At 36.9% G+C, this 17,513-nt stretch carries 11 protein-coding genes; 8 read left to right on the top strand and 3 right to left on the bottom strand.

Translation table 11 applies throughout. From position 1 onward, the window contains the following. Positions 1–8: 8 nt before the first annotated feature. From B0A80_RS14465 to B0A80_RS14435, 7 genes are all read left to right on the top strand, one after another. Positions 9–1,526 carry a SusD/RagB family nutrient-binding outer membrane lipoprotein gene (locus B0A80_RS14465; protein ID WP_089077710.1) on the top strand — a complete coding sequence of 506 codons (1,518 nt, stop codon included), beginning with the start codon at positions 9–11 and terminating at the stop codon, positions 1,524–1,526. 547 nt (positions 1,527–2,073) lie between these two features. After that, the gene (locus tag B0A80_RS14460; protein WP_035746627.1) at positions 2,074–4,062 is read left to right on the top strand and encodes a beta-mannosidase; all 1,989 of its coding nucleotides are present in this window, start codon (positions 2,074–2,076) and stop codon (positions 4,060–4,062) included. A gap of 211 nt (positions 4,063–4,273) precedes the next feature. Then, positions 4,274–6,550 carry a GH92 family glycosyl hydrolase gene (locus tag B0A80_RS14455; RefSeq protein WP_089077709.1) on the top strand — a complete coding sequence of 759 codons (2,277 nt, stop codon included), beginning with the start codon at positions 4,274–4,276 and terminating at the stop codon, positions 6,548–6,550. Positions 6,551–6,702: 152 nt separating this feature from the next. Then, positions 6,703–8,988 carry a GH92 family glycosyl hydrolase gene (locus B0A80_RS14450; protein WP_089077708.1) on the top strand — a complete coding sequence of 762 codons (2,286 nt, stop codon included), beginning with the start codon at positions 6,703–6,705 and terminating at the stop codon, positions 8,986–8,988. Positions 8,989–8,992: 4 nt separating this feature from the next. Continuing rightward, positions 8,993–10,453, top strand: a complete 1,461-nt coding sequence (locus tag B0A80_RS14445) for a glycoside hydrolase family 125 protein (RefSeq protein WP_089077755.1) — start codon at positions 8,993–8,995, stop codon at positions 10,451–10,453. A 173-nt stretch (positions 10,454–10,626) separates the two neighbouring features. Then, positions 10,627–11,529 carry an ROK family protein gene (locus B0A80_RS14440; RefSeq protein WP_233430752.1) on the top strand — a complete coding sequence of 301 codons (903 nt, stop codon included), beginning with the start codon at positions 10,627–10,629 and terminating at the stop codon, positions 11,527–11,529. A gap of 115 nt (positions 11,530–11,644) precedes the next feature. Then, positions 11,645–12,649 carry an isoaspartyl peptidase/L-asparaginase family protein gene (locus tag B0A80_RS14435; protein ID WP_089077754.1) on the top strand — a complete coding sequence of 335 codons (1,005 nt, stop codon included), beginning with the start codon at positions 11,645–11,647 and terminating at the stop codon, positions 12,647–12,649. Positions 12,650–12,866: 217 nt separating this feature from the next. Here the strand turns inward: B0A80_RS14435 and B0A80_RS14430 are convergent, their stop codons facing one another. After that, positions 12,867–13,415 (bottom strand): DUF4494 domain-containing protein, encoded by a 549-nt coding sequence (locus tag B0A80_RS14430; RefSeq protein ID WP_089077706.1) that lies wholly within the window; start codon positions 13,413–13,415, stop codon positions 12,867–12,869. Between the two features lie 123 nt (positions 13,416–13,538). Next, positions 13,539–14,255: a S24 family peptidase gene (locus tag B0A80_RS14425; RefSeq protein WP_089077705.1), complete on the bottom strand. Its 717-nt coding sequence runs from the start codon at positions 14,253–14,255 to the stop codon at positions 13,539–13,541. Positions 14,256–14,509: 254 nt separating this feature from the next. On the opposite strand from B0A80_RS14425, the gene B0A80_RS14420 reads away from it, so the two are divergent. Then, the gene (locus tag B0A80_RS14420) at positions 14,510–16,213 is read left to right on the top strand and encodes a hypothetical protein (protein WP_089077704.1); all 1,704 of its coding nucleotides are present in this window, start codon (positions 14,510–14,512) and stop codon (positions 16,211–16,213) included. A 133-nt stretch (positions 16,214–16,346) separates the two neighbouring features. Here the strand turns inward: B0A80_RS14420 and B0A80_RS14415 are convergent, their stop codons facing one another. Further along, positions 16,347–17,444 (bottom strand): Ppx/GppA phosphatase family protein, encoded by a 1,098-nt coding sequence (locus tag B0A80_RS14415; protein WP_070908748.1) that lies wholly within the window; start codon positions 17,442–17,444, stop codon positions 16,347–16,349. Positions 17,445–17,513 lie beyond the last annotated feature (69 nt).

Raw genomic sequence — 17,513 nt, 5'->3', positions numbered from 1 at the left:
ACTGAAAGATGAAAAATAAATATATAAAAATATTTTGTATCGCAATCGTAGGAGCCATGACGCTTACTTCGTGCGATAAAGGATTCGAAGAGTTAAATAAGAATCCAAATGCTTTGACTGATCCGGCTGTAAAATCAATGTTTACACTTGCTGAGATCTATGTTGACGGACAAGATTTCTCCAATACCAGAGGGAATAATTTGTATGCGGCACAAATCGTTCAGCAATTTTCTTCATTAGGAGGGCCGGGTTCAAAATATAGTTATGCCCCGGAATATTCTGCAGCACTTTTTAGTGAGTCGTACGGTAAAGGTTTGAATCAGATTTTCCAATTGATGTCAGTGGCAAAAGATGCACCTGAGAACTCAAATATGATTCAGGCTTGCAGAATCATGAAGGTGTTTATGTTTCAAAAATTAACAGATACTTACGGTGAAGTTCCTTATTTTGATGCAGGTAAAGGATACAATGGAAATGTTTTTGCTCCAAAGTACGATACGCAGGAAGTTATCTACAATGATCTTTTGAAAGAATTAGACGAAGCCGGAGATGCTTTAGATGCTACTAAACCTTTCGTTGGTAATGCTGATTTATATTATCAAAGTAATGTTACTAAATGGAAAAAACTGGCCAACTCTTTAATGTTGAGAGTAGCGATGCGTTTGTCTAAAATAAATCCTGCTAAAGCAAAACAATATGTAGAGAAAGCAGTATCGAAAGGTGTTTTTACTTCAAATGATGACAGTTTAGTTTTAAAACATGATGCAGGTCCGGTTGGAGTGAAAACCAATCCAATTACCTCTTCATGGGTTAGAAATGATTTAAATGGAGGAGAAGCGAATATTAAATTCAGTAAAACATTTATTGATGCATTGAAAAACAATAATGATCCTCGTTTGAGAATTTATGCTAAACTGGAAGCTACAGGAAACAACAATCCGGCAAGTCAGCAAGGTCTTGCTAATGATGCTAAAGAATTTCCGGGTGGAGACAAAAAGAAGTTCTCAGATCCTAACACTTCTACAGTATTACGCTTAGATGCTCCTACTTTAATTATGTCCTACGCTGAGGTTCAGTTTATATTGGCAGAAGCAGCAGTAAAAGGATGGAGTGTTGGAGGAAATGCACAAAAGTTTTATGAAGACGGTGTAAAAGCAGCTATGGAAGTGCTTACTATTTTTGGAGACAAAGTACCGGCAGTTACGCCTGCAGAATATAGCGCATATATTACTGCAAATCCGTTTAAGGCAGCAGGAACCGAGGCTCAAAAAATCGAGCAGATTATCACTCAAAAATGGATTGTATTACTATTCAATGGTTTTGAAGCATTTTCAGAATACAGAAGAACAGGATATCCGGTTTTAGTTCCGGTAAATGATCCAACAGGAGAAACAAAAGGAACTATACCAAGAAGATTAATCTACGATCAGTCAGAATTGATTACCAATTCCGCTAATTATAAAGAAGCAATTGCTCGCCAGGGGTTGGATTTAATGACAACCAGAATCTGGTGGGACAAGCAATAGTTTTATGCGTTAGGTGAGTTAGTTGAGTTAAGCCGGGTAGGGATACCTGTACCTCCCGGCTTATTTTTAATTTTCTGTTTGATTTTCACTAATTTAGAGGAGTTGTATCCAAAAAAGTTCGATAAATCTTAATCCCTTTTTTTCGCAAAAGAAATTAACTTCTGCTGAAAAAGATGGAATTATCATCCAAAGAACATCACAATTAGGACAGACTTTTAAGAAATCGAAAATCAGAAATCGAGAGTTTAAAATCAACGATCTAAAATGAATTAAAGCTTGGCAGCCGTAAAAAAAGGAAATGATTTCAGAATATTTTGTTAGTTGCTTTTATTCCGTAATAAAAACCTAAAGCGAGAAGGAAATAATTGAAAAAGATTTATCCTTCTCCAACTGCCGGCGACAGCATTGAAAAAATATAATAATTTATTATTCAGCTAATACCGATTATGTATTCAATATAGTCTCATAAAAATTCGACTATTTTCATACTATATCGGCATTATACCAGAAACCAGAAGACTAGATACATAATTATAATTGGTATAAAATGGAGTATACAAAAAGATTTTATTGGTTTGTCGGCGTTTGTCTCGCCAATTTTTCATTGGCGGCAAATGCCCAAAATAAAGATTTAAAAACCGGCTGGCAGTATCGGGAGACTAAAACCGAAAAATGGTATCCTGCGACAGTTCCGGGAGAAATACATACCGATTTGCTGAACAATAAAACGATACCGGATCCATTTTATCGGGACAATGAAAAAAAACTGACATGGATTGAAAAGAAAGACTGGGAGTATAAAACGACTTTTCAGGTAAGCCCGGCAACACTCGCTAAAAAACATACAGAACTGGTTTTTGACGGACTGGATACTTATGCCACCGTTTATCTGAACAATCAGGTAGTTTTAAAAGCCGACAATATGTTCCTGCAATGGCGTGTAGATGTAAAAAAAGTACTGAAATCAGGAAATAATAATCTGGTTATTGTGTTTAAATCGGCGCAAAATGTAGTGGATTCTCTGGCCAAGAAAGATTTGCCATTTGTAATTCCGGACAATCCACGTGCGTATGTACGTAAAGCACAATACCATTTTGGATGGGACTGGGGCCCCAAATTCACCACTTGCGGAATTTGGAAAACCCCGCGTTTAGAAGCTTACGACAAAAAAGAAGCTGAGAAACCGTATGTGTTAGACCGTAAAATCGAATTGGTTCAGGAACCGGATAAGGTGGGTAAAACATTTTATTTTAAAATCGATGGAAAACCGGTTTATATGAAAGGAGCCAATTACATTCCGTCGGATGCGTTTCTTTCCAGAGTGACCAAAAAAGAATATGAAAAAGTAATTGGTATGGCCAAAGATGCCAATATGAATATGCTTCGTGTATGGGGAGGTGGTATTTATGAAGACGATTATTTTTATGATTTATGCGATAAAAACGGCATCTATGTCTGGCAGGATTTTATGTTTGCGGGAACAATGGTACCGGGAGATGATGCTTTTTTCGCCAATGTAAAAAAAGAAGTTCAGTATCAGGTAAAACGTTTACGCCATCACAAGAGTATTGTTTTGTGGTGTGGCAATAATGAAATCGACGAAGCCTTTAAAGATTGGGGATGGCAAAAAAGCATGAAAATGCCTAAGCAGGATTCAATTCGTTTATGGAAAGACTACGTTCGTTTGTTTCAGGACAGTATCCCAAAATGGGTAAAGGAAGTAGATGATAAACGACCATATATTAGTTCTTCACCATCATTCCACTGGTCAAAAGCAAAAAGTTTAACCGAAGGTGACAGCCATTATTGGGGAACCTGGTGGGGATTGGAAGATGTGGAAGCCGTGCAAAATAAAACAGGACGTTTTGTGAGCGAATACGGAATGCAGGCAATGCCCAATTATTCGTCGATCGAAAGATTTACAAAAGCTGAAGATCGATATTTATATTCCGATATCTTACAGGCCCATCAAAAAGCAGGAAAAGGATTCATGAAATTAGATTCGTACCTGAACCGATATTTTATTGATTCGACTAAAATTAAGAAAATGAATGTCGAAGATTATACGTATCTGACACAGTGTTTACAATATTATTCCCTTAAAAATATTATTGGCATCCATCGTTCAAAAGCACCTTACAATATGGGAACATTGGTTTGGCAGCTTAACGATTGTTGGCCGGTAGCAAGCTGGAGCGTTACCGATTATTACGACAGACAGCCCAAAGCAGCATGGTACGCCATGAAAGAAGCTTACCGCGATGATAAAACGCCGGAAATTGATTTAACCCGTCCGATCAATCTAAAATTGGAAGACCCAAAAATCACCTGGCAGGTAAAAGGAAATAAGCTGATTCTAAAAGCCTCGAAATTTGCCAAATACGTCAACGTTTCTATAAAAGGATATACCGGAAAGTGGAGCGACAACTATTTCGATTTGAAAGCAGGAGAAGAGAAAACCATCACGTTTGAAGGTGCGATAGCAAAGCCGATTATTAGAGTTTATTCTCTATATGATGTTCTTAAAAGGTACTAAGCCTTCGAGGTACTAAGGTTCTGAGATTTTTAGTTGCAAAGGTTCAAAGCCACAAAGGTTTTCTGGCAGTGCGTCTGCTTGGCGGCCTTTGCGTAAATCCTTGCGCACTTAGCGGTTAAATTTTTTGGTTCAAAATTAAAGAATAGCTCTGTAAATCATTTTAATCAGTGTCATCCGTGGCCAATCAACACAAGTCAATATAAAAATAAGTATGTTTACAAAATACAACAAAATAGCTTTTAGCGGTATTTTAGCTTTAACCCTATTTTTTGCCAATCCGGTTGTCTCACAGCAAAAGAAGGCAAAACAAACCAATTTAGATTATACCCAATATGTGAATCCGTTTATAGGCTCGGCGGGTCATGGACACGTATTTGTGGGAGCCAATGTTCCTTTCGGAGCAGTACAACTGGGGCCTGTAAATGTTTTTGAAGGCTGGGATTGGTGCAGCGGATACAACTATGCCAGCAATACCATTTTAGGTTTCACACATACCCATTTGAGCGGAACAGGAATTGGAGATCTAAACGATATTCTTTTGTTGCCGGTATCTGGAAAAGTACCGCTTACCAAAGGAACAAAAGAAGATATGACTACCGGTTACGGCTCTTATTTCTCACATCAGAATGAAGTGAGTAAAGCCGGGTATTACAGCGTTATCTTAGACAAATATAAAATTAAAGCAGAACTGACAGCCACCGAAAGAGTTGGTTTTCATAAGTATACTTTTAATTCCACTACTGATAATCATGTTTTACTGGATCTTGCAGACGGAATTGGCTGGGACAAACCTGTTAAAACGTTTATCAAAAAAGTCAATGAAACCACGCTTGTTGGCTATAGATATTCTTCGGGCTGGGCTGCCGATCAGCGCATTTTTTTCACCATGGAATTTTCGGAACCAATTGCTGCGATGACCTTGTATGATGCTACCACTGCAATTGCCGGAAACGAGGGAGAAGCCTTAAAAATGAAAGCGGTTTTAGATTTTAAAACGGTAAAAAACAAACAGATTTTAGTAAAAGTCGGAATATCTCCGGTAAGTTATGAGAATGCTTCGGCAAATATTAAAGCTGAGATTCCGGGTTGGAATTTTGAGGCTGTAGCCAAAGAGGCAACTTCAAAATGGAACCAAGAACTGAACAAAATTCAGATCAAAGCTGACGATAAAACGATGAAAGTTTTTTACACTGCGATGTACCACACCATGTTTGCACCTTCCATCTTTAATGATGTTAACGGAGATTACAGAGGTACAGATAAAAAAGTGTACGAAAAAGCAAATTTTACCAACTATACCACCTTCTCACTTTGGGATACGTATCGCGGACTGCATCCGTTGTACACCCTTACACAGCCCGAGAAAATCAATGATATTGTGAAGTCGTTCCTGGCCATTTACGAGCAGCAGGGAAGATTACCGGTATGGCATTTAATGGGGAATGAAACCAATACCATGAACGGAAATCACTCCATAGCGGTTATCGTTGATGCTTATATGAAAGGATACAGAGGATATGATGTTGCATTGGCCTACGAAGCCATCAAAAAAACAGCAATGCAAACCCGCGACGGAATGGATTATGTACAAAAACTGCAATACATCCCTGCAGATAAAATGCTCGAATCTGTTGGAAACGCTTTAGAATATGCTATCGATGATTACTGCGTAGCCTTAATGGCAAAGGATCTGAACAAAACCGACGATTATAATTATTTCTCCAAAAGAGCCAATTTATACAAATTGTACTTTGATAAAGAAACCACTTTTATGAGAGGTAAGTTGACGGATGGAAATTGGAGAACACCATTCAATCCGCTTTCATCAGCACACCGAAAAGATGATTATGTAGAAGGAAATGCCTGGCAGTACACCTGGTTAGTGCCACAGGATCCTTATGGTTTGATTGATTTGTTTGGAAGTGAAGATAAATTTCTGGCCAAATTAGACTCTCTTTTCTTAATCACAGACAAAGTAGAAGGCGAGGAAATCTCTCCGGATATTAGCGGTTTAATTGGTCAGTATGCACAAGGAAACGAACCCAATCATCATATTCCTTACCTGTACGCTTACGCAGGGCAGCCTTGGAAAACGGCAAAACTAATCCGTGAAATCGATGAGAAATTCTACTCGACAAAACCGGATGGGTTGTGCGGAAACGAAGATTTAGGACAAATGTCGGCTTGGTATGTTTTTTCTTCTATGGGATTCTATTCGGTTAATCCGGCCAACGGAATTTATGTATTGGGAAGTCCGTTAGTCAATACGGCAACGATACATCACAAAGAAGGCATTTCGTTTACCCTGAAAGCTGTCGATAATAGTAAGACAAATATCTATATCCAAAAAGCAGAGTATAATGGGAAACCTTACACAAAATCATACATCACACACGATATGATTGTAAAAGGAGGAGAGCTTAAATTGTTTATGGGAAGCAAACCGTCGATGACTTTTGGAGTGAAAAAAGAGGATAGACCGCTTTAGGATTTTAGATTTTAGAATATAGATTTTAGAACAAAGAACAAAGAATAAAGAACAAAGAATAAAGAGTATAGATTTTAGATTTTTAGAAGAGATCAGTTACCGTTTTTAGCTTATAGCCTATCGCTTAAAGTTTAAAGCAAAAAAATAAAAACATGAAAATAAAGAGTTTACTTTTTTTAGGACTATTGCAATGCTTCGGTTTTGTCAATGCACAGATCAAAGCAGTAGATGCTGTAGAGTATGTAAATCCGTTAATGGGGACACAATCTTTACACAGTCTTTCGAATGGAAATACTTATCCGGCAATTTGCAGACCTTGGGGAATGAATTTCTGGACACCGCAAACCGGAAAAATGGGTGACGGTTGGGCTTATATTTATACTGCCGAGAAGATTAGAGGATTCAAACAAACACATCAACCTTCACCTTGGATGAACGATTACGGACAGTTTTCGATCATGCCCGTAACCGGTAAATTGGCTTTTACCGAAGACGAAAGAGCAAGTTGGTTCAGTCATAAAGCTGAGGTTTCAAAACCGTATTATTATAGTGTTTACCTAGCCGATTACGATGTAACCACAGAAATCACCACTACCGAAAGAGCGGCACATTTTCAGATCACCTTTCCGGAAAACGAACAGTCTTCTATCGTAATCGATGCTTTTGACAAAGGATCTTACATCAAAATAATTCCGTCCGAGAATAAAATTATGGGTTATACCACCCGCAATAGTGGTGGAGTTCCTGAGAATTTTAAAAACTATTTTGTACTGCAATTCGATAAGCCTTTTGCCACTACTGCTGCCTGGCACGGGAAAGTTTTAGAAAAAGACAAACTCGAATTAAAAGACAATCATGTAGGTGCTGTTATTGGATTTAAAACTAAAAAAGGAGAAATCGTAAACGTAAAAGTTTCCTCTTCATTTATTAGTTTCGAACAAGCCGAATTGAATTTAAAGAACGAATTAGGCACAGCATCATTTACCGAAACCGTAGCACAATCCAAACAGGAATGGAATAAAGTTTTAGGAAAATTAAATGCCGAAGGTGGAAGTGAAGAACAATTAAAAACATTCTATTCCTGCCTGTACCGCACCGTTTGTTTTCCACAAAAACAGTATGAGATCAATGAAAAAGGAGAGACTGTGCATTATAGTCCGTATAATGGTAAAGTATTGCCGGGTTATATGTATGCAGGAACAGGTTTTTGGGATACTTTCCGTGCCTTGTATCCTTTGTTGAATTTAGTTTATCCTTCGATTAATAAAGAAATGCAAGAAGGACTCATCAACGATTATAAAGAGGGAGGCTTTTTGCCGGAATGGTCAAGTCCGGGATTCAGAGACGTGATGGTCGGAAACAATTCTGCCTCAGTAGTTTCAGATGCTTATATGAAAGGATTACGCGGTTATGACATCAACAAACTGTATGAAGCCTTAGTACACGGAGCCAATAACGAAGGACCTTTAGAAGCAGTAGGACGAAAAGGAGTATCGTATTACAATACTTTAGGATACGTTCCTTATGATGTGAAAATTAATGAAAATGCGGCAAGAACCTTAGAATATGCCTACGATGATTTTGCGATTTGGAAATTAGCGAAAGCATTAAACCGTCCGAAAAAAGAAATCGATTTGTTTGAAAAAAGAATGATGAATTATAAGAATCTTTATAATCCTGAAATCGGATGGATGAGCGGCAGAAACAAAGATGGAAGTTTTCCGAAAAATTTTAATCCGCTTAAATGGGGAGATGCTTTTACAGAAGGAAATGCTTTGCATTATAGCTGGAGTGTATTTCATGATGTACAGGGCTTGATTGGTTTAATGGGAGGGGAGAAAAAATTCACCGCCAAATTAGACGCTGTTTTTACAACACCTCCGGTTTTTGATGACAGTTATTACGGAGCTGTTATTCATGAAATTCGCGAAATGCAAATTATGAATATGGGACAATATGCCCATGGTAATCAGCCGATTCAGCACATGATTTATTTGTACAACTATGCCGGAGAGCCTTGGAAAACGCAATATTGGTCAAGAGAAGTGATGAATCGCCTTTATAAACCAACTCCTGACGGTTATTGCGGAGATGAGGATAACGGACAAACTTCGGCCTGGTATATTTTCTCGGCTATGGGATTTTATCCGGTTTGCCCGGGAACCGACGAGTATGTACTTGGAGCGCCTTTGTTCAAAAAAATTACGCTTGAACTTGAAAACGGAAAACATTTGGTCATCAATGCTCCAAACAATTCAGCGGACAACAAATATGTTCAGGAATTAAAATGGAATAACACCACTCATACCAAAAACTTCATCAACCATTTTGAGGTATTAAAAGGAGGGGAATTCAATTTCGACATGAGCAGTAAACCAAATTTACAAAGAGGAACTTCTTCAAGTGCCTATCCATATTCTTATTCAACTTCAAAATAATACTATGCAGTCACGTAGAAAATTTATAAAAAATACAGGGATTTTTTCAGCAGGATTATTAGCGCTTCAAACGGATGTTTTCGGAATGCAGTCGGATGCATTTAATTTTTCGATCAAAGATTTTGTGAGCAAAAGACCTCCGTTGGCAGAGCGAAAATTTACCAGTAAAGCAATTGAAGCTGCCATTGTAAGAATCAAAAAACAAATTGCCAATCCGGAACTTGCCTGGTTGTTTGAAAACTGTTTTCCGAACACCTTAGATACCACTGTCGATTTTGAAATTATCGACGGAAAACCGGATACTTATGTCATTACAGGAGATATCGATGCCATGTGGCTGCGTGACAGTACAGCGCAGATCTGGCCTTATATTCCATTTGTAAAAGAAGATAAAAAACTGGCTGAACTGGTAAAAGGAGTAATCAACCGTCAGACCAAATGTATCTTACTCGATCCGTATGCGAACGCTTTTTACAAAGATTTTGCACAAGTAAGCGAGTGGAAAAACGACATGACCAAGATGCAGCCCGGTATTCACGAACGCAAATGGGAGATCGACAGTTTATGTTACCCGATAAGATTGGCGCACGGCTACTGGAAGGAAACAGGAGATATTAGTTTATTCGACAGTAAGTGGAAAGAAGCGATGCTTTTAGTATTGCAGACTTTCAAAGAACAACAAAGAATGCACGATAAAGGGCCGTACAATTTCCAGAGAGTTACAGCCTGGGCGACAGACGGAGTGCCTTTAAGCGGTTATGGTTATCCGGTAAAACCATGCGGATTAATCGTTTCGACTTTCAGACCTAGTGACGACAGTACTTTATTTGGCTATTTAATTCCGAGTAATATGTTCGCGATCGAAGTATTAGGTTATCTGATCGAAATTTTCTCTTTACCAGCTTTAAAAGACGATAATTTGGTTGCTAAAGCCAAAGAATTACGCGGACAGGTTCAAAAAGGACTGGAAGAAAACGGAATCATTGAACATCCTAAATTTGGGAAAATCATAGCTTTTGAAGTTAACGGTTACGGCAGTTTCCACATGATGGACGATGCGAATGTTCCTTCTTTATTGTCCTTGCCGTATTTAGGCGCGATAGCACCCGACAGTCCACTGTATCTGAATACCCGAAAAGTGGTACTTTCAGAAAACAATCCGTTTTTCTACAAAGGAAAAGCAGGAGAAGGAATTGGCGGTCCGCATACCGGGACAGACACCATTTGGCCAATGAGTATCGTTTTGAGAGCCATTACCAGTGTAGACGAGCAGGAAATAAAACAATGTATCAGCAACCTGATCAAAACAAATGCCGATACCGGTTTCATGCACGAGTCATTCCATAAAGATGATGTAGCCAAATTTACCCGAAAATGGTTTGCATGGGCCAACACCTTATTTGGAGAAATGATTGTACATACCAGTATTCATTATCCTCAAATTTTAAAAGATAAAAACATTTAAACTAAAATATTTACCATTAAGGAATTAGTAAAACTAGAGATAAAAATATTCACCATTAAGAAATTAAGAAAAATGAAGCATTTAAACTTAATAAGCTTAATTTCTTAATGGTGAAAAAAATAAAACTAAATTTTTCTAATCCGCATATTGGTTCAAATCCAAAATACAAAAGAATGAATAAAGAATATGCCGTTGGATTAGACATTGGAGGTACACATATCACTGCAGCGATTATTGATATAGTAGACATGAAAGTGATCGATTTTTCACTGCACAAGGAATCTTTCGATTCGAATTTGCCAGTAGCAGAAGTAATGACCATCTGGGAAAAAGCAATTCGCACTGCAATCGAAAACTCAAAAGTAGAAAATACCACAGGATTGGCCGTTTGCATGCCCGGTCCGTTTGATTATACGAATGGTGTTTGCTGGATAAAAGGGCAATCAAAATACGAGCATTTTTATGGACTCAATGTCCGTGATCTGTTTCAGAATCAATTGAAGCTGTCAGGTGATTTTCCGATATTGTTTGAAAATGATGCCGTTTGTTTTGGTAAAGGAGAAGTATTTAAAGATGCCGAAAACCTTTCTAAAAAAGTAATGGCCATCACATTGGGTACCGGACTTGGAGCCTGTTTTATAGACAAAGGCGAATCGATTAGTACGGGCGATTTAGTACCAAAAGACGGAGAAATATACGATCTGCCTTATCAAGACGGAATTGCCGAAGATTATGTTTCCGCACGTGGACTTATAACCGGTTATTTCGCTTTAAGCGGAAAAAAAATAAACAACGGATTGGAGCTTTTTAATCTGGCGAAAGCCGAAGATAAAGTAGCGATAGAGGTGTTTGAAAAAATGGGAGAAGATTTAGCAGCGATTGTTATTCCATGGTTAGAAAAATTCTCGGCAGATGGTTTTATTATTGGAGGGAAAATAGCCAATGCAAGCGAATTTTTTCTACCGATTTTCAATAAAAAATTAAAAGAAGCGGGAAGTAACGTTAGCGTCTCGGTTTCTACAGATAATGAAATTGCAGCATTATTAGGCGCAACAAGTTTGCTTTATACAGCATAGTTTTGATTATATTAGATGCCACAGATTAAAAAGATTTACAACACAGATTAGAGTATCCTTTTGAATCCTCTAATCTGTGGTAAAAAAAGGATCAGTGGTCCATAAAAGAATAGATATGACAAATTCAAATCGCAGAAATTTTATAAAAACTGCCGCTATTGCTTCAGTAGCGGTAGCCTTGCAATCTTTTCAATCCAATTCGGAAGAAGAAGAAAAAAACATAGTTTCTAAAAAAGGAAAGAAGCCCATTGTGCTTTCTACCTGGAGATTTGGAATTCAGGCCAATGAAGCCGCCTGGGAAGTTCTAAAAAGTAAAGGAACCGCTTTAGATGCTGTCGAAGCAGGAGTTAAAATTCCCGAAGGTGACCCTAAAGAAAGAAGTGTAGGCTACGGCGGACGTCCGGACAGAGATGGCCGTGTAACGTTAGATGCCTGTATTATGGACGAAAATGCCAATATAGGATCGGTGGCTGCTTTAGAATATATCAAACATCCCATATCGGTTGCAAGAGCAGTCATGGAAAAAACACCCCATGTCATGCTGGTAGGCGATGGAGCTCTGCAATTTGCAGTAGCACAAGGTTTTAAAAAAGAAAACCTGCTAACAGAGGAATCCGAAAAAGAATGGAAAGAGTGGCTCAAAGACAGCAAATACAAGCCCATTGCTAATATCGAAAATCATGATACCATTGGAATGATCGCTTTGGATACCAACGGTAATCTTTCCGGAGCCTGTACTACAAGCGGAATGGCATTTAAAATGCACGGACGTGTTGGTGATTCCCCAATTATCGGAGCCGGTTTGTATGTCGACAATGAAATAGGAGCCGCGACCGCTACCGGACATGGTGAAGAAGTTATCCGGATTTCGGGCTGTCATCTTGTGGTCGAATTGATGCGACAAGGTAAATCTCCTCAAAAAGCCTGCGAAGAAGCCGTTGCACGAATTGTGAAATTAACAAAGAACAGAAACAAAGACTTAAAAGACATTCAGGTAGGTTTTATCGCCCTGAATAAAGCCGGAGAATACGGTTCCTATTGCATTCAGGGAGGTTTTAACTATGCCGTTTATGACGACACCGGAAATCGTTTAATCGATGCCGATTTTTTTCTGAAGTAGGGTAACAGCTTTGTATATAAAAGTAAGAGACAGATTATCTTTAACATAAAAAGCAAAAGCTTCGGAGAATTCCGAAGCTTTTTTAGTTTTTATAATTTTAAAGAGAAATCTTTAAGAAAGAAATCTGTCTAAATCTGCGTCTTTGCTTTAGCGAATCTGTCAGATCCGTGTACACTATTCACAGCTTCTTTGAAAAAGCCTGCATTAATTTTAAAACCTATTCCTCTAATGCAGTTTCAAACTCCATATGGTCAATAACTTCTGCGGCTGCCTGTGCCGGTTTAGATGCCTTTAGTCTATTGAATCTTTCCAATTGTTCCGCTTCTCCTTCTTCACCACTGAAATAAGGAAAAACATCCATAATAGGCGATTCAGAAACGGCCGGGATAGAATATTCTCCCATAGTGCTTTGCATTACATGCAGTGTGTTGTCGTAAGCCTCTCTTACATCATTGGCCTGAACCAACATGTACATATTTGACTTTCTTTCTTTACCGCTTTCTTCATCATAAGCCAGCAAAGAGACTTTAGATTTAAACCAACGGTCTGTATTTTCAAAAGGGTGAATTTCGGCGTAATTGGCCACTTTTATATTGGTGATTTTAAATTCTTCACAGATATAAGCCGACATCTCTTCATTAATTCTTCTTTCAGCTTCTGTATAAGACAAAGCATCTACCAAATAAGGCTCTGTTAAAACTTTTTGCCCTCCGGTTTCGTCCGTTTTTCTATATTTTACCTTGCATTCGTACCAAGTTGCGCTCATCTTTATTATTTTTTAAGGATGCCAAAGATAGATTTTACCGAAAAAAAATCTCCTAAAATTGTGAAATAGATATTCACAATTTTAGGAGATTTTAGTTAAGTTTTTGATTGTTAGTACTTAATCTTAAAAGTTGGAATTGATCCGAATTGTTGCTTTTATTAAAGCTAATCCTTCAACATTTTTAAGAAGAACATCCTTCGATTCGTATCGGCTGTTTTCACTGACTAGTTTAATCCAATCTTCTCCTTTGTCTGATTTTTGTATCCATCGGATCAGGAGAAATTCTTCCGGTTCATCGGTTACCACAGAAACCAAATACATTTCTCCCCAAATAATATGTTCAATCCTGTTGCGCATTTTTTTATAAATGATAAGATCACCGCTTTTTAAAAAAGGATACATGCGATCTCCACTTACATAAATAGCGCCATCGCATTTAGGCAAGTTTGGAACAGAGACATAATCAATTGGTTTTCTTTCAGATTCTTTAAACAGGGAAACCATTCCGTCAGCAGTTTCAACATCATATACCGGTACAAACTGCTTCTTTAGTGTTTTTGTAGTGGTGACTTCGTAAACAGTAGAAGGTTCTTCAATTTCACTCATTTTAATTCCCCATTCATACTCAAAAAAGGCAGCATTTTCAAGCATATGACCTTTTCCTGTCAGGAGCCACTCCGGATTAATTTCAGGATAAATGCGAAGTATCTGTTCTATTTTTGAGGCACCAACATCTTTAACTTTATCTAAAAAGCCGTTAGAAAGCCCCGTTTCGATATAAAATTTTCTTCTATTAATTCCTTTATACTCAATAATTTGTAAGATTCTGTTTACGATCATTGCAATTATTTTTAGATTATAACATATTTTTATTGCTATTTATAGAATAAAATCTATATATTTGTAAGTAAAAAAGCACAAAAATCATGTTTTGAGCAAACGTACGAAAAAAAACATAAAATACACTAATTAAGAGTAAGGTAGTCAAAATTTCAGAAGAAAAATAAAGCTATTATTCTCAGGCGTTCTTTAAGTTATAAAATGAAAGTAAAGGAAAGATAGGTTGATGAGGTTTAACATAAAAAGAATAAAAGATGAATTATATACTCAGAATAGATCCGAAAAACCCGTATAAAGAACGATTAGAAAAGGCCATTGTAAATTTACTTCCGTTTGTTGAGGCAGAAGCCGTTTATCTGTCTTTTAATAAAAGCAATAAAGTAACAGTCATCACTTTTATTTTAAAAAAAGAGACCGATAAGGATGAGGAGATTTTGGAGGAGATACAGGAGAAAGTAATAAGTATCTACCCCGAGTTTATTTTTAAATTTATGGATTCTGACTGTGCTAAAAAGGGTTTTAAAAATGGAAAACCTTACTTTGTTCAGCATTGTACCTTAAAAGAATTAATTTATTTTGAACCGGGAGCTAAAGTTTTTTACCCTCGGGAAGATACCTCTAAAAAGCTGCTTAAAAAAGCAAAAAAAAGATTCTCTCTTGATATGGAAGCTGCAGTGGTATCTTTTAGAAATGTGTCGGTTTACAGCGGAAAAAATAAAAATGAAGAAGCCGTATTTGCCTTGTACCAGACCTTAAGGTATATTTATATCTGTGCCTCAGAATTTTTCACTGCTGTATTTATTAGTAATACTTGTTTGTTTCAGCAATATGATTACATCATCAAATATGCGCCTTCATTTAAAAGAATACTCAATAAGAATACAGCACTTCATAATGAAATAGTTGCACTGCTTAATAAGGCTTATTCCTGCGCCATGCAAAATACAGAGATGGGTGACATAGATCCGGAGCTTATGATTAAGGCAAAAACAAAAGTGGAGTTAATGCAGAAAGAATTGAACAGATTGTTTTTGGAGTATAAAGCATTATGCAAGGAAAAGATGCAGAAATTGAGCAGACAGGAATGTACCGGAAAGTATATTTTTAATGAAAAGATCCCATCCAATTATTTTGTAGATGATGCTTTAAGAAGTATTAATGATTTGATGGTAACTAATTCAAACATAAGATGTGTCTACTGTTTTGGTTATACCATACTTCACGATCAGGAAAGTAAGCCCAAAAATTATTCTGATAAACTTCCCGGGTATCATTTTTATTTGCTGATCATCAATCTGGATCAAACTCAATATGAAATCGCCCCAATGGAGGAACTTATTTTGGAAAAATCTGAAGGCAGGTATCAGGTAACCATTCTTAGCCATTCGGCAGGATTGATCCGTAAGAAAAAGACATACCAGAAGTATTTTTTCAATTATGTTAAAGCGTATGGACTCTTAATTTACAATGCTCCTTATTATTCTGTTTATCTTAAAAAATATCTTCCTTGGGAATCTGAATTCAAAGAAAAATATGAGAAAGAAAAAGTTTTAATGGCAAAACAGCTTTTTGATGATGCAGAGTATTTTTTGAGTGATAGTCATGTTACCGTTAAAAAGGTACTTTTTAGAAAAGTGATTGAGAAAATTAGTTTAGGATTCATCTATTTGCATTTGGGATATCTTTCAGATAAATTATCGATGAACAGTTTGTTTTCATTATTAAAATACATTCAGGAGATTGAGCTTCCTTTTGATCATGAAAATGAAAAAGAAACTAAGATTATGGAATATCTGTTTGAAACAGCTGTAGTATCTATAAATAAAGTGGCACAAGATAGCAATAACGATTATGATAAATTGATCGAAAACAGATGCATTTTATTTTTAAAACATGCAAAAGATCAGCTTGCGAAAGAAGCCGGAAAGTTAGATTTTAAGAAATCAAGATATTTTTAGTTGATTACTGAACTCGGTAAAGAGTTCGATTTAAAATTGCACAAAGTCTTTTTGACCTGGTGCAATTTTTTTGTTTATGAAATATAAAAAAAGCTTCAGATTTCTCTGAAGCTTTGTCTTGACAAGAAGGTTCTTAAAAATTGGTATTTACCTTTTTAGAACGGTCTGCAATGTAAGAGATCAACCAGGTTATTGGGCCTTCTTTTACAAAGTATATTTTTTTCTTCTCTAAATTAGGAATGCTCTCCACACAGGCCTGTAGGATGTTATTTGCCGAAATAAGGTATTTCTGGTCGTATATGTTTAATACTCTTGCAGCTTCGGTGTTGGTTTTGGCAAGAGTGTTAAACTTATTGAAATTATTCTTTAAAATCGCATCATAATCGATAACATCTTCCAGTTTTATTGGCAGATAATGGTCTTTCGTATTTTCATTGTAATACAATGTTGTAAAAGCCCATACAGCTCCACCGGACAGATAGATTTTTTCCTTTTTTAATAAAAGCGGATTTGCATCAAGCATATCCTTTATCTTTTTACGAACAATCGGATTAAAATCAAAAGATTTTTCCTGATATACGGTCATATCGCTGGCCTGGCTTTGGTTTGCAACCGTTTTTTTTACGGCATCAGTAAGTGACATCGTGCCAAAATCAAGTTCTAAAGGAATAAACTCTAATTTACCATCCTGAAGTTCGTCAATGTATCCACCTTTAGTACTTGCAGCACCAATATCAAGATGCAGAGCGTTAGCGTAATCAACAGGTGGTATAGAGCCTTTAACCAGTATTTTGGCTTCCTCATCAACATTGATAATATCAAGCTCTTTGTTGGTTAGCGTACTGATCTTATTTTTTAAAGCATCAACATTACGTGCAGATCCAAAAACAGAAGAAGCTACTAAAAAGATGTTCTCTTCCGGAATCTTAAATTGTGCTCTTATTTTGGTCAATTGGGTAAAAACAATTAGACCGGCTTTATTGATATCTTCCTGAGTAAGTTCACCAGTAGCAGTGATATGTTTGGCGAAACTCAGACCTTCGTCATTCGAATAATAGATAATTTTGTAATCTGCTTTTTTAATATTGCTTACATCGAGAACAGAAACTTTTATCGTTCTGCGGCCGATTTCAATTCCGGCGTAAATATTTTTTTGAGCGAGAGAACTAATGGAGAAAAATAAACTGAAAAGTATGAAAATTAGAACTTTGGGGCTGTGTTTTTTAAGCATTGTATTTAGTTATGATTGTAATATAATTTATTGTTGATAAAGACTGTAGGTTGTTGTTGTTGTTGTTGT

Origin of the sequence: Flavobacterium tructae, assembly GCF_002217475.1 — a bacterium.
In the GTDB taxonomy this organism is placed as follows: domain Bacteria; phylum Bacteroidota; class Bacteroidia; order Flavobacteriales; family Flavobacteriaceae; genus Flavobacterium; species Flavobacterium tructae.
This window is presented reverse-complemented; position numbering and strand designations above follow the sequence as displayed.